At 37.9% G+C, this 15575-nt stretch carries 9 protein-coding genes; 8 read left to right on the forward strand and 1 reads right to left on the reverse strand.

Annotated elements, in window-relative coordinates:
* The first annotated feature begins 5 nt into the window (after window positions 1–5).
* The 8 genes from FW780_RS07425 (at window position 6) to FW780_RS07460 (ending at window position 14675) form a co-directional block, all read left to right on the forward strand.
* Window positions 6–4262 (forward strand): type I polyketide synthase, encoded by a 4257-nt coding sequence (locus FW780_RS07425; RefSeq protein ID WP_149832971.1) that lies wholly within the window; start codon window positions 6–8, stop codon window positions 4260–4262.
* Window positions 4250–4549, forward strand: a complete 300-nt coding sequence (locus FW780_RS07430) for an acyl carrier protein (RefSeq protein ID WP_002977699.1) — start codon at window positions 4250–4252, stop codon at window positions 4547–4549. The genes FW780_RS07425 and FW780_RS07430 overlap by 13 nt, the downstream gene beginning before the upstream one ends.
* Window positions 4540–5322 carry an alpha/beta fold hydrolase gene (locus FW780_RS07435; RefSeq protein ID WP_149832975.1) on the forward strand — a complete coding sequence of 261 codons (783 nt, stop codon included), beginning with the start codon at window positions 4540–4542 and terminating at the stop codon, window positions 5320–5322. Before FW780_RS07430 ends, FW780_RS07435 begins: the two co-directional genes overlap by 10 nt.
* Window positions 5315–7717, forward strand: a complete 2403-nt coding sequence (locus FW780_RS07440) for a glycosyltransferase (protein WP_149832978.1) — start codon at window positions 5315–5317, stop codon at window positions 7715–7717. Before FW780_RS07435 ends, FW780_RS07440 begins: the two co-directional genes overlap by 8 nt.
* Window positions 7718–7762: 45 nt before the next feature.
* The gene (locus FW780_RS07445) at window positions 7763–9004 is read left to right on the forward strand and encodes a condensation domain-containing protein (protein WP_241676869.1); all 1242 of its coding nucleotides are present in this window, start codon (window positions 7763–7765) and stop codon (window positions 9002–9004) included.
* Window positions 9001–10254, forward strand: coding sequence for a condensation domain-containing protein (locus tag FW780_RS07450; RefSeq protein WP_149832984.1), 1254 nt, complete (start codon window positions 9001–9003; stop codon window positions 10252–10254). Before FW780_RS07445 ends, FW780_RS07450 begins: the two co-directional genes overlap by 4 nt.
* A complete protein-coding gene (locus FW780_RS07455) occupies window positions 10251–10802 on the forward strand; it encodes a hypothetical protein (protein ID WP_149832987.1) in 552 nt (183 codons plus the stop codon). The genes FW780_RS07450 and FW780_RS07455 overlap by 4 nt, the downstream gene beginning before the upstream one ends.
* A 132-nt stretch (window positions 10803–10934) precedes the next feature.
* On the forward strand, window positions 10935–14675 hold the full coding sequence (locus FW780_RS07460; protein ID WP_149832990.1) for a type IIG restriction enzyme/methyltransferase: 3741 nt from the start codon (window positions 10935–10937) through the stop codon (window positions 14673–14675).
* On the opposite strand, the gene FW780_RS07465 is transcribed toward FW780_RS07460, so the two are convergent.
* Entirely contained in the window at window positions 14672–15574 is a 903-nt protein-coding gene (locus FW780_RS07465; RefSeq protein WP_149832993.1) for a TaqI-like C-terminal specificity domain-containing protein, read from the reverse strand. The genes FW780_RS07460 and FW780_RS07465 overlap by 4 nt on opposite strands.
* Window position 15575: the final 1 nt, after the last annotated feature.

Consider the following 15575-nt stretch of genomic DNA (forward strand, 5'->3'; position numbering starts at 1 on the left):
TAAGTATGAAAAAAACAGATGTTGCTGTAATTGGTCTATCCTGTGTCTTTCCCGGGGCACAGGATGCCAACACTTTTTGGCAGAATATTGTCAATAAAGTTGATTCTACCGAGCTGGCTCCGGCTGATCGGATAGATCCGGTTCATTTCAGTGATGCGACAAGCCCCGTTGACCGTTTTTATTGTCAGCGTGGAGGATTTATCCCTGATTATACTTTCGATCCTACAGCATTTGGTATTCTGCCATTGGCTGTTGAAGGAACAGAGCCAGACCATTTGCTTACCCTTGATCTGGTACAGAAAGCACTGGAAGATGCAGGTGTATTTCAGAAAAATATTTCCCTTGAAAAAACGGGAATCATCATCGGTAAAGGAAACTACACTGGTCCTGGAGCTACCCGCGCTATTGAAATTGTAAGAACCGGTGAACAGATTTCTTCATTACTGCAGGAATTACTGCCCAACGTTTCTTCATCCGACATTGAAAAGGTAAAACATGCTTTTCAGGAACGAAAAGGACGTTTTGCAGCAGATACTGCTATGGGATTAATTCCTAATCTTGTAGCCTCTCTTGTAGCCAACCGTTTCAATTTAGGCGGTGCTGCATTTACTGTGGATGCCGCTTGTGCCTCTGCCTTAATTGCTGTTGATCATGCCGTACAGGAACTTCAGAGAGGACGTTCCGATATCATGATTGCCGGAGGCGTACACACAGGGCAAAATGCCGCTTTCTGGAGTATTTTTGCCCAGTTGGGAGCTATGTCACGCCAACAGCAGATCAAACCATTCAGTATGGATGCTGACGGATTACTGATTGGTGAAGGTTGTGGTTTTGTCGTATTAAAAAGATTGGAAGACGCCGTTCGTGATCAGGATAAAATCTATGCAGTGATCAAAGGTGTTGGAGTAAGCAGTGACGGTACCGGAACCAGCGTAATGAGCCCATCCGTAAAAGGGCAGTTAAAAGCTTTGGAACAGGCATGGATCAATGCTGATTTAGATAAAAATAAAGTGGGATATCTTGAAGCTCATGGCACAGGAACACCCCTTGGAGATAAAACAGAACTTCAGACCTTAGCTCAGTTCTTCGGAAAAGAAGAAACTGCTCAGACGGCAGGTATCGGGTCTGTGAAATCCAATATCGGGCACGCTATGCCGGCAGCAGGAATTGCAGGACTGATTAAAACCTGTCTGGCATTACACCATGATACTTTACCACCAACCTTATATTGTGAAAATCCAACTTCGGATATGCAGAACACAAGGTTTGAACCGGTACAGGAAGCAAAAAACTGGTCAAAAACCGGACTTCCAAAAGTAGCAGCAGTAAATGCTTTCGGATTTGGAGGAATCAACGCTCATGTAGTTCTTGAAGGCTATGATATGCCGAAAAAAGATCAGGTACTGATATTAGCAAGACCCACTCATGAAGAACTGCTTTCCGCATTACAAAATAATGAAACAGCCATTGGTGAAGGAGATTTCAGAGTTGCTATATTCGATCCAACGCCTGCAAGAATAGAAAAAGCCATTAAAATTGTTTCCAAAAATATCATCTGGAAAAACAAACAGGATATCTGGTACACTTCTACCCCATTATTAAAGGATGGTGGTAAAGTAGCCTTTGTATTTCCGGGCCTAGATGGTCTTGCAAAAGGTGAAGTAGATACGGTTAGCCGTTATTTTGGATTAACAGCTCCTATTGAAACAGAAGGTGAAGGACTTCTAACCGATGCTTTAAACATCTTCAACAACTGCAGTATCCTTGATAATTCATTGAAAAAATTGGGGATTATCCCTGATATGAACGCCGGGCACAGTTTAGGAGAATGGCTGGCAGGATATTCGTCCGAATTAGCAGAAGCCAATTCTGTAAAAGCTCTAATTGATGTACTTCACCCAGAAACATTTGAATTAAAAGATTCCAAATTCATCGCCATAGGAGCAGGAATTGACGTTATAAAACCTTTTATTACTGAAATTTCAAATCTGTATGTTTCCAATGACAACTGCCCTAATCAGGTCATTCTTTGCGGAAGTAATACAGCGCTGGATGAATTGGTTCCTTTATTAAAGGCCAATCAGATTTTCCATCAGGTACTCCCTTTCCAATCAGGATTCCACTCTCCTTTTATCGCAGATAAACTGGATGTGATCCTTGCGGGAATGGAAAAAGCACAGTTCCAGCAGACCAAAATTCCATTGTGGTCTGCAACAACCTTAGAACCTTATCCCGCAGATCAGGCAGCGATCAGAAAACTGAGTGCAGAGCATTTGGTTCAGCCTGTTCGTTTCCGTGAACTGACCGATAAATTATACGATGAAGGGGCAAGAGTATTCATTCAGGTGGGTACCGGAGGATTAATCGGATTTATTGATGACACCTTGAAAGGAAAAGCATTCAGCACGATTGCTTCCAGCGTTCCAACCCGCTCTGCATTAGCACAGTTACAACGTGTGGTCGCTTCATTGTTTGTAGAAGGAAAAACGATTGCTCTTGACTTTTTAGAGATTCAGAATCACACAAAAAAAGCATCAGGAAAAGGTATTAAACTGGAATTAGGCTCTCCTATCATCCGTAATTTTAAAGAAGTGAAAGCGTTGGCTCAATCATTTGAGACACCAAAACAATATACCGCAACTGCTTCAGCTATTGCCACCAAAAGCGGTCATCCGCTGGTACAGGCATTCCAGGATAACGTTGCCGATATGATACGTATGCAGGAAGAAGTATTGACTTTATTCCAAAACCGTCCGGAAATCACAATTCAACGCCCTGCAGCTCCGGCAGCACAAGTTGCTCCGAAAGCACCAAGAAGTACAACCTTCTCAAAAGACTTGTATGTAACGCTTGAAAGTCATCCTTATCTGATTGACCACAGCTTATTGAGACAACCAAAAGGTTGGGCTCATGTCGCTGATATGGAACCGGTAATTCCGATGACCATGATTTTTGAGCAGCTTGCAGAAATAGCAGAAGCGGAAATTCCGGGAACGCTGGTTCATAAAATCATGAACGTAAGTGTATTCCAATGGATGAACGTTGCCAAGCCTTTTGAAAAAACCGTAAAAGGAGAATGGCGAGGAGCCAGCCATGCTTATCTGGATATTGAAAACTTTGCCAATGCAGAAGTGATTTTAAAATCTTCTCCTGTTCCAACACCAGCTTTCAATCTTTCCATCGGTAATCTTTTACCTATCGAAAGAACCCCAGAAGAAATCTATGACATGCACATGTTCCATGGAGACAAATATCAGGGAATTACTGAAGTTTCAGCCGTTGGAGACAAAGGAATTATCGGAAAAATAAAAGGAAACGGTGGAAAAGGTTCGTTACTGGACAATGCAGGACAATTATTCGGGCTTTGGCTGCAGCTTACTTTGGTGAAAGACCGTATTGCATTTCCTGTAAAAATCAGAGATATTGAATTCTTCGGAGATATGCATGATCAGGAAGGCATTTTTGAATGTACCTGTATGCTGACAGAGCTTAATGATGAATTCGCCATCGCAGATATCATCCTGAAAAGAGACGGAAAAGTATGGTGTGCCATTACAGGCTGGCAGAACAGAAGACTGGAAATTGATGCTCCGTTATGGAATGTTTCCATGTCTCCGCTGCACAACCGCCTTTCAGAAGAGATTGCTCCTGAAGTATTCTTCTTCCACCAGGCTTATACCAGAGTGGCTTCGTGGGATTTTATCCTGAAAAGATATTTCAACCAAACGGAAAAACAGCATCACCAGCAATTATTACCAAACAAGAAGAAAAACTGGATGGTAAGCCGTGTAGCAGTGAAAGATGCTGTAAGAAACCTTCTTCGTCAGGAAAAAAATCATGCCTGCTTCCCGATTACGTTTGAAATCCGTTCCGATGAAGTGGGAAAACCTTACCTCATCAGTGATTTTACAGAAGACATTCATATTTCTTTAGCTCACAAAGGCAAAGAAGCTGTAGGAATCGCGAGATATGGAAAATCTGTAGGAATTGATATGGAACTGATGGAAGAACGCAGCTCCGGATTCTACGACATGGTATTTACCGACAAAGAATTAGCCTTATTAAAAGACAGAGATCAGGCAGAATGGACCACCCGTTTCTGGGTAGCCAAGGAAGCTTACGGAAAGTTCCTTGGAACAGGACTGAAAGGAAATCCAAAAGCCATTGAAATCGAACTTATAAAAGATGATCACTTGTGGATCAACAACATTGAAATCAAAACTATTAAACATAAAAATTATATTATCGGATGGACACTGTAAACGCAACATTAAAAATGAACCACGAGGAACTTTTTACTTTATTAAAAGGTTTTATTACTGAAGTGATAGGTGCTGAATTTGTAGAAGAGATGGACATTACCCCTGAAAGTTCATTCACCAAAGATCTTGAAATGGACAGCATTGAGATTGTCTCTTTCTCTGAAAAAATCAAAGCGCATTTTGGCGATCAGATCGACTTTACAGGTTGGTTATCTTCTATGGATCTTGACCAGCTTATTAATCTTGACCTTAGTATGATCATCAATTATATCTACGAATGCCAATAATCACTGTCAATAACAGACAAGTTCATATACAGGAACTCAACAAAGGAGCCGAACAAACCGTGGTACTCATCCACGGTATGTTCAGTAACCTGTCCATTTATTATTTTAATATTGCCCCTGTGCTGGCAAAGCATTTCCATGTGGTGATGTACGATCTGAAAAGCCACGGTATGAGTGAACGCTTTTTGGATGGGTACGATCTTGATAACATGTCATCCGATTTAATAGGTTTAATAGATCATCTTCAACTGGAAAAAGTACACCTTGTAGGCTATAGCTTCGGAGGTCTTATTGCTTTAAAAACAGCTTTGGAATACCCTGACCGCGTGAATCAGCTCGTGGTAATGGAAGCTCCGGATCCTCAGGATGAAAAAGCCCGTAACATCATTGATGAATACAGCAAAGAATTTCTTGAGCATTATGTAGCCAATTTTACAGATACCACCAAAGTACAGATGGGTAAAAGACAAATGGAAAAGAACCATCGCATGTATGAATTTCTGTTTAATCAGACTACCATTAAAGCAGATATGATCAGGGAAAAACATTTCCTTGGTGAAGCTGACTTCAAGGGATTGGAAACTTCCACTTTATTGCTTTATGGAGCTGACTCCAACTGCAGACCTACCGGTGAGTGGCTTCAGTCTCAAATCAGCCAGTCTGAACTTGAATTAATCCCGGGCGATCACAACATTCCAATTCAGGAACCTCAGCTCATCGCTGAAACAATCGCTCAATTTTTATCTAAAATTTTAACACAAAACCATGGCTAAATTTGCATTTATAGTTCCACCATTGACAGGACATGTCAATCCTACCTTAAGCATCGGTGCTACTCTGCTGGAAAGAGGACATGAAGTAGCCTGGATCAGCCTTGACCCTACTTTAGAGGCTAAACTTCCGGAGGGAGGAAAATTATTACTGATCCAATACGATCAGACCGACGAAGAAAAGAAAGAAAGTGAACAATATCTTGATATCATTTCAAAAAAAGTAGTGTACGGTATAGACAGCGTTAAGTTCCTGTACGAAGAGGTTCTTATTCCGCTGAACAGACACTGCTATAACGGAATTGTTGCTTTACTTACAACATACCAGCCCGATTTGGTTATCGGAGATCATCAGTTGTTTGCAGCTCCTGTTGCAGCGAAGATGCTTGGAATTCCTTATGCCACTTCCGTTACTGCTCCGGCCGCCATTAAAATCATGAATGAACTGCCAAAAGTACACGAATGGGAAGTGAATCAAATCATAGGTTTGCAGAAAGAATTAGGTTTTCAGGAAGAACGTTCTCTGGCAACTTCAGACCTTTTGGCCCTTGTTCTGACTTCCAATTATTTCTTTGGTGAAATGGATGATCTGCCTTCTCAATATCAGTTCACAGGTCCGGTCCTTACAGAAAGACGTGTGTCATGTGAATTTGACTGGGAGAAATTAAAAAGCAAAAATAACAAAAAGATCCTGGTAAGCATTGGAACTACCTTCGATCATGATCATAAAAAAGCATTCTTTCAAAAGGTAGTTGATGCCTTTAAAGATGAAGATTTAACCGTTGTAGTGGTTTCCGATCCGCAGCTTTTCGAGCAGTGGCCGGATAACTTTATGGTGTATCAGCAGGTTCCTCAGCTGGATCTGTTGCCTCATCTTGACGGTGTTGTTTGCCATGGCGGTCACAATACTGTATCTGAAACCTTATCCAACGGTATTCCTTTGGTTGTGATCCCGATTGCCTATGACCAGTCACACGTTGCAGGACGTGTTGTACGTACAGAAGCAGGTGAACGTCTTAATTTTAACAGATTTAAAGCCAATCATCTGAGAGAAGCTGTACAGCAGATTCTGAATAATCCAGGTTATAAGGAAGCAGCTCAGAAAGTAGGACAGTCTTTTGTGGAAGCAGGAGGTGCAGCTACGGCAGCCAACTTATTGGAACAAGCAATATTGAAGACTTCAAAACCTGAAAAACCGTCTAAGTTTTTATTTGTAGTTCCTCCGTTTTTCGGACATGTGAGCCCTACTTTAAGTGTTGGAGCAAGTTTAATTGCCCGTGGCCACGAAGTAAAATGGTTCGGAATTACCCCATTAGACAGCAAACATATTCCGGAAGGAGGATCTTATTTCTATCCTGAGGAAGATCTTATTCCCTATCAGGAGGAAATTGCCCGTATTTTAAAAAGACAGGATGACGGACCAACCTGTTCCGGACCTGAAGTGATGAAGCTGGCACTGGAAGAAACCTATGTTCCTTTTGCCAAAATGATGATGCCGGGATTAACCCGTTTAACAGAAAGCTGGATGCCGGATGTGATCGTGAATGACTGTATTACATTCGGAGGTGCTCTTTTCGCTCACAAACATAATATTCCCTGTGTAACGACTACTCCGGTTCCGCCGGATGTGATGGGAGATACGGAAAAAAGTTCCCCAAAAATCTGGGAATGGCAGCAAAACCTGATCAAAGACCTGCAAAAAGAAGTGGGAATTCATGAGGAGGGTATTTACATCCATTCTCATAAACTGAACATGGTGTTTACTTCACAAGCCTTTGCAGGCTTTGAAACCGTTCCGCCTCATATGAAATTTGTAGGTCCGGTAAAAGGACGTCCGAATGATGCTCCATTTGACTGGGATAAACTGAATGCTTCTACTACTCCAAAGATATTCGTATCATTGGGAACTCTGTTGGTAGACATCAGAAAAGCTTTCTTTGAAAAGATCATCGCTGCATTTAAAGACCAGCCCGTAACAGTCATTGCTGCTACCCCACCGGAAATCTTTGAAGAATGGCCGGACAACTTTATTGTGAACAGTTTTGTTCCTCAGTCTGCAGTGATGCAGCAAATGGATATGGTAATTTGCCACGGTGGATTCAACACCGTTAACGATACTTTCCGAAACGGATTACCAATGCTGATCACTCCTATTGCCTATGATCATTTCCATATTGCAAAACTGATCGAACAGGCAGGCTGCGGAATCAGTATCCGATACAAAAGACTGCGTGTAGATGCCCTTCGTGAAACCGTTTTTGAACTGTTGGAAAACCCGAAATACAGAACAGCCGCTCAGGAAGTCCGCAATACATTTACCCTTGCAGGAGGAAACGATAAGGCAGTAGAATTATTAGAAAACTTTGTACAGGAACATTCAACACTAGCTTCGGTATAGCCTATGAATCAACACATAAAAAGAAGATTGCTATTTGGTGAGCGCATGTTACTCGGGGACGGTACAGAACCTTTTAATGCGGTCATCCCGTTCAGGCTGCGAGGTACTTTTACATTAAAAGATATCCAACAGGCTCTCACTCAAATTCAAAATAAACATCCATGGCTGAGAGCATTAATCAGCCATGATGAAAAAAATATTCCGTGGTTCAATGTTCCGGAAAAACCCATTTCTATCCCTGTAAGGATCATCACCCGACAGAGTGAAGATCAATGGCAGGAAGAATCCAGAAGAGAATGGAACACTCCATTTAATTATGAAAAATTACCCCTGATCCGGTTTATCTGGATCAAAGGAGAAGATGTTTCTGATATGCTGTTTGCCTTCCACCACTGTTTATGTGATGGAGGTTCTGCAATGTCTTTCCTGAATGAGTTTCTGAAAGTGCTGGATAATCCGGCTGCTGATATCGGGATAGAAAAACCGATTCTGGGAATACAGGATGTAGTTCCCGCCAACATTCTGAACAGCCGCAGACAAAAACTGAAAGCTAAATTTATAGGAAGACTGGCTGCTACTGCCATCAAATGGATTCCTGTAGGCAAAAAAGCCGTAGAAAGACAAAATGACTACCTAATCAACTGGAAATTGGATGAAACCGTAAGCAAGGAATTAATCTCTTACTGCAAATCTCAGAAAGTGACCGTGAATACCTTTCTGAGTGCAACTGTATTGCAGGCATTTAAAAAAGTAAGAGCTGAAAAATCCTTCAATAAAGTTTCCTGCCCTGTTGATATCAGACGTTTTGCCAATCAGATCAAAGAAGATCATATCTTCGCTTTTGGGCTGATGATTGTGGTTTCTTCTGATGAAAAGCTAAGCTTTGAGGATAACCTCCGCGCCATGCAGAAATCTGTGGAACAAAAAACTTCAAAACTGAATCCTTACATCACCATGATGGTCATGGAATCCGGGCATGATGCACTGAATAGTTTCACCAAACTGTTAAAGAACGGGAAATCATCCAACGACTGTATGTTTTCCAATCTGGGACGTATTCAGATTCCTCATGAGTATAAAGAATTTACGGTTGAAACAATCTTCAGTCCGTCAGTCATTGGACCGTTGGGAAATACCACTACTTTGGTGGTTTCTACCTACCGTGGAAAAATGGATTTTTCATTCATGGGAAGCGAAGGTTATTTACCGTATACAGAGGCATTAGCTATCCGCGATGAGGTTATGCAGACAATTTATTCACAAATTAAACAGACCGCAATATCATGATCAAGAGACCTTTAATGATGGTAGAAAGGATCATGTATGTAGATCCGGAGACGCCCTTAAACTGTGTGTATACCGCAAAAATCAAAGGACAGATTTCTGAGGAGACTTTTAAAACAGCTTTAATAAAAATCCAGCAGAAACATCCCATGCTGAGAGCTATCGTTGATCATAAGATCGGACGGTATCCTTTTTTTATGGGACAGAAAGATATCGAACCTATTCCCCTTCGTATTGTAGAGCGAAAGACAGACGATGACTGGTTCAAAGAATCCGAAAAAGCATGGTTTCAACTCTTTGACCAACCCAAAAAACCACTGGCCGAAGTAGTCTGGGTGAAGGGACAGGATCATTCCGAAATTCTTTGGATCATGCCTCACTGTATTTCAGACGGAACTACCGGAGTGACCTTAATGCGTGAACTTTTGAGTTTGCTGGATAATCCTTATTCTCCGTTAATTCCTTATGTAGCTTTTGAATCGGTAGATGATTTTCTGCCTTCGGATTTTAATACGGGAATTAAAAAATACAAAGCTGGTCTTTATCTGCTGTTCGCCAGAATATTCTTTTCTATCCAGCGAAAAAGTAAAAAGAGAAACCTTGGAAAAAGTTACGCCATCCACTGGAAAATGACTCCGGAGGATACAAAACTGATCACTGAGAAATGTAAAGCCAACGGAATCTCTGTACATGCTTTGCTATGCTCTTCCGTGATGCAGGCCTTCCGCGATATTCAGGGAGACCGCGCCAAAGGTAAGGTGATCAGCCCTGTAGATGTACGCCATTTCATTCCGGAAATTAAAGAAGATCATTTGTTTGCTTTTGCCCCAACCGTAGAACTTACCATCAGGAAAGACAGTAAAGACGTTCTGGGTAATGCCAAACAGATCAAAAGAGAACTTATTGAGAAAATCAGTAAGCTGGAAGCCCGTGAACTCCTGTGGATGGGAGAACGTATGCACCCTATTGTAGGACGCATGATCAATATGCTGAAATCCAGTGAAGGTGGGCATGATATCACCTTATCCAATATGGGAAAAGTGAATATCCCGAATGATTACAAAAACTTCAACCTGGAAACGGTATTCAGTCCTACCGTGGCTTTCCCATGGCTGAACTCGAATACTTTAGTTGCCAGTACGTACAACCAGCAGATGGACTTCACCTTCATGTCCAATGAAAATTTTCTTCCGAAAGAAGAAGCTCATCTGATAAAAGATAAAGCCATTGAGCTATTGACCACCTCTCTATGAAATTTAAAATAAAGCCTCCGAAGCCAAAACCTATAAAAAAAACCACCCTGAAGCGCTTTCTCATTAAGCGCACGATTTATTATGTCCTCCCGAATGTATTTTTTAATTTCATTATTGCGTATGCCAGCTTCAAAGAGTTAGGCTACACGCATTTTTTCTCAGGTACCCAAAATCTGGCCCGCCTTACCCTGCCAATGGCTATTTTCCTTCCGGTAGTTCTTACCATTGATATCATCAAAAGAGTAACGGATGCCGCCAGCCAGGAAGCCATAGAATTTACCGTAGACGAACAGCTGAATATTAAAAAACTCATGACTAAGCTAAGCATCTTACACGGTCTGATTACAGGTTCATTAGTACTCTCCCTACTCTTTATAGGACAGTACAATTTTTCAAAGGATTATAGACTGGATGCTACAGCAATGGCTGTGGTAGTGGGTGTATTGGCAGGTGTATTATCTGTGATTTTTGTGTATTTACCGGTGTGGAGATTGAGGAGGTGGATGTGTAGGAGGACCGTTGCAACAGTTTTAGATATTAATCAATAAAACTTCTTTAAAAGTATTAAAGGAGTTTTATTTTACTAATCTTATATAATTTGCAGATATATAAAGGTTTCCCGTTTGTTTTATACCACAATTTTGTCTAAATTAATCCCCTCTTATTTTAGACAATAACACATGAAAATTAATAAACTCGAACCTCAAAAAGCACTAAATCCAGCATACAAAAAGTTTAAACCTTTAAGAGCAGATATTGATGATTTTTCAGCGAAACTTCAAGACTGTATCAATGCTATTAATTTAGTTGACAGTAGAAATGAGAGTGAAGAGCATTTAAAATCTCCAATATCAAGATTTCTTTCATCAACTTTCTATTCTGAAAATGAAATCAATACAAAGGAGAGAATTGATCTGGCAATTTATTTGGGGAAAGATGCAACTTCTGACGTTGGAGTTTTAATAGAAGCAAAAAAACCAAGTAATAGAGTAGAATTTCCAACAGAGAAACAACTTAATAAAAAAGCATTTCAGGAAATGCTGTTGTATTATCTTAGAGAAAGGGTTGATTACAAGAACAACAATATTAAACACCTTATTATCACCAATGGTTTTGAATGGTTTTTTTTCAATGCAAGTGATTTCTACAACTTATTTTATAAAAACAGCGAATTAATTAAGGAATATAAAGCATTTAGAGATGGTTTAAAAGACACCATAAAAAATGAACTATTCTATAATGAAATAGCAAAGAAATATATAGAACAGGTAGAAGATACTCTTCCATTTGTATATCTTGATTTTAGAAATAAAGAAGTTTCAAAATTTAAAGATAAAGAGCTTGTTAATATTTACAAGTTATTCTCTGATGTTCATTTACTTGGAAAAAGCTTTGGCAACGATAGTAATCAGCTTAATAAAGCTTTTTATAACGAGTTACTTCATATCATAGGGCTTGAAGAAGTAAAAGAAAGTGGTAAGAAAATTATCCAAAGAAAAAAGAATAAAGAAGCAGATTATGGTCCATTGTTAGAGAATACAATTTTTACCCTTGAAGACAAAGATTATCTTATCAAGGTTAAAAATATCCCTAATACTGAAGAAAAATCGTTTACCGTTGGGTTAGAACTTTGTCTGACATGGGTTAACAGAATTCTTTTCTTAAAGTTACTGGAATCTCAATTGAGAAGTTACAATAATGATTCTCCGGAATATAAATTTTTAAATTCAGAATTCATACCTGGTTTTGATGCACTTAATGAAATGTTCTTCTCAGCATTAGCAAAGCCAGTAAAAGAACGTCACCAACGATACGCAGAAAAGTTTAAATATATTCCTTATCTGAACAGCAGCTTGTTTGAAAAAAGCGAACTCGAAGACCTTACTTTTGACATTACAGCATTAATGGATGAAGAAATGGAAGTTTTTTCATCAACAGTCTTAAAAAGCTCTAATGGAAAAAAACAGACTGGAAAACTTAATACTTTAGAATATTTATTCAAATTTCTAGATGCTTATGATTTTTCTGCGGATGCATCCGTAGAAATTAATGATAAGCAGCAAAATAAAACATTAATTAATGCCTCCGTTTTGGGATTGATTTTTGAAAAAATTAATGGTTACAAAGATGGATCTTTCTACACTCCCGGTACTATTACCATGTTTATGTGCAGAGAAACTCTGAGAAAATCTGTCGTTCAAAAATTTAAAGAAGAAATTGCTCCAACCATTGAAACATTTGAAGATGTTATTGATTATTGCAATACTTTTTTCAAGAAGGAAGATCGTAAGAAATTCAATGAAGTAGTTAACTCTATCAGGATTTGTGATCCTGCGGTAGGATCAGGGCATTTTCTCGTTTCTGCTCTTAATGAAATGATTGTCATTAAAAGCGAGTTGGGGATTTTAGGAGATGAGGACGGGAAAAAACTGCCATGTACAATAGAAATTGATAATGATGAAATTTATATTTCTGATGCTGATGGAGATTTATTCAGCTATAACCGTAAAGATCCACAGAGCTTAAAAATTCAAAAAGCAATTTTTCATGAAAAGGAAACTCTTATTGAAAACTGTTTATTTGGTGTAGATATTAATCCTAACTCAGTAAATATCTGCAGACTGAGACTCTGGATCGAGCTCCTTAAAAATGCTTATTATACAGATGAAGGAGAACTGCAAACCCTTCCTAATATTGACATTAATATTAAATGCGGAAATTCACTCATCAGTAAGTTTAAATTGAATGACAGTTTAAAGAGTGCATTTAAAAGCAAGGAAATTACATTCTCAGTCGAAGATTACAAACAGGCAGTAAAAGACTACAAAACCACCAACTCCAAAACTAAAAAGAGAGAGATTGAAGATATTATCAGTACTATTAAAAACAATCTCAAATCAAGTCTTGACAATAAGGAAAAAGAAAAAGTTTCTAAAGCATTAGGTGAATACCAAAATGAAGAACAAAGACAAAACAACTTAATTGCTTTTGGAGAAACCATTAAAAAAGCAGAGAAAGATAAACTCAAAAAACTCAAACTAAAGGCTGAACAAGCTAAAAAACAAAAAGAAGAAATTCTCAACAATGTTATTTATCGTAATGCTTTTGAATGGCGTTTTGAATTTCCGGAAGTGCTGGATAATGATGGAAATTTCATTGGTTTTGATGTCATTATTGGAAATCCCCCATATATCCAATTACAGAAAATGGGAGCTGCAAGTGATGCATTACAAACATTAGGTTATGAAACTTTTGCCAGAACGGGAGATATTTACAGCTTGTTTTATGAGCTAGGATATAATGTCTTAAAAGAAAAAGGACTTCTCACATTTATCACTTCTAATAAATGGATGCGTGCCGCTTATGGAGAAAACCTTAGAAATTTTTTTGTAGATAAAACGAATCCAGAAATTCTTATAGATTTTGGTGGCACCCAGATATTTGATACAGCTACTGTTGATACCAATATTTTAATGTTTTCAAGGGATAAAAATAGACAACAAACTTTAGCTTGTATTATAAAAGAAAAGGAGTTAAAAAATTTGAGCGATTATTTTAGACAGTTTGTTGTTCTTACAGATTTCAGTTCTTCAGAAAGTTGGGTTGTCTTATCATCGATTGAAAAAGAAATTAAAAGAAAAATAGAGACAATTGGTACACCACTAAAAGATTGGGACATTAATATCTATCGTGGAGTTTTAACAGGATATAATGAAGCCTTTATTATTGATGGAAGAGAGAAAGCTAGACTTATAAAAGAAGATCCCAAATCTGCTGAAATTATTCGACCTATTTTACGTGGCAGGGATGTCAAAAGATTTGGATATGACTTTGCTGATTTATGGCTAATTAATACTCATAATGGTATAAAAGAAAAAAATATAAGTCCCATAGATATAGAAAATTATCCTGCTATTAAAAAACACTTAAATCAATTTTATTCTCAATTAACCAAAAGAAGCGATAAAGGAATGAGTCCATACAATTTAAGAAACTGTGCTTATATGGAGGATTTTTATAAACAGAAAATAATTTGGGGGGAAATCTCAGACTCTCCAAAGTTTTCTATTGAGTTAGAAGGTAAATATATTAATGAGGCTACTACATTTTTAATGGTTGGCGAAAGCCTACTTTATCTTATTTCTTTTTTAAATTCAAAAATATCTGAATACTTTTTCTCAAAAATTGGAACTACAACAGGTGTTGGTACCGTAAGGTGGAAAAAATTCACAATTGAACAACTGTTTGTACCAAAGATTTGTCCCTCACTACAAAAGCAGTTTGAAGATATAACGATTCAGATCATTAATAATACAAAAAATAATAAAGATTCTTCTTCTCTTTTTAAACAAATAAATTCATTGACTTATGAATTATTTGAATTTTCTGCTGAAGAAATTGAATTAATAGAAAATAATTAAGATTCTTCTTCATAAATAAGTTTTTGAACAAAATTTTCAATTTCATATACTTCTTCTTCGCTAAAGTTATAGAAGCTATAAACCCATTTATCAATTTTTTCCATATTTATTTCATGTAATAAATCATTTGCTTGATTTAAAGTGGTATGATTTGGTTTTGGTATTGGAATATTTTGAAAGTAATCTGTAAACATTTTAAATCCGGTTTCATCAAATGAATATATATAATATCTAAATAGATAGCCTAGTAACGTAGAATTTAAAATAAGCCAAATGTATTCAATATGTTCACCAATAATAAAGTAACAATCATTTCCAAAAAAAAAGTTTTCAGATTCATCGTAAGCAAAACGGGGAAAATTTAATAAATTGCTTTTAGCTATTCGCATTATACCGGGATATATTATTTTCTGTTTATAAAAATCCTCCCAATAATTTATGCTATCTTGGGTCTCAAACCATTGATTATTAGTTTTTTTTCTTGCTCCCCTATCGCCTGTTTGCTTTAATCTGTCATATCCGAAACTCATAAGATGCTGTTTTACAGCCGGATAATCATCAATGTTAATTTTCAGACTTGGAAATGTTGTAATTATATGTAAATCAGCAAATTCATAAGAATAACGTTTAATATCACGCCCTCTTAATAATGGTCGTATGATTTCGGCAGATTTGGGATCTTCTAATATTAATTCTTCTTTCTTTTTTCCATCAATAATAAAGGCTTCATTATATCCTGTTTTAACTCCGTAGTTAATACTAATATTCCAATCTTTTAGTGGTGTACCAATTGCTTCAATTTTAGTTTTTATAGCTTGTTCAATATCACATAAAATCACCCAACTTTCAGTACTTAAAAAAGTGGTATTTGCTCCATTTTGTCTAAAATAATCGCTCATT

Origin of the sequence: Chryseobacterium sediminis (assembly GCF_008386505.1) — a bacterium.
Lineage (GTDB): Bacteria > Bacteroidota > Bacteroidia > Flavobacteriales > Weeksellaceae > Chryseobacterium > Chryseobacterium sediminis.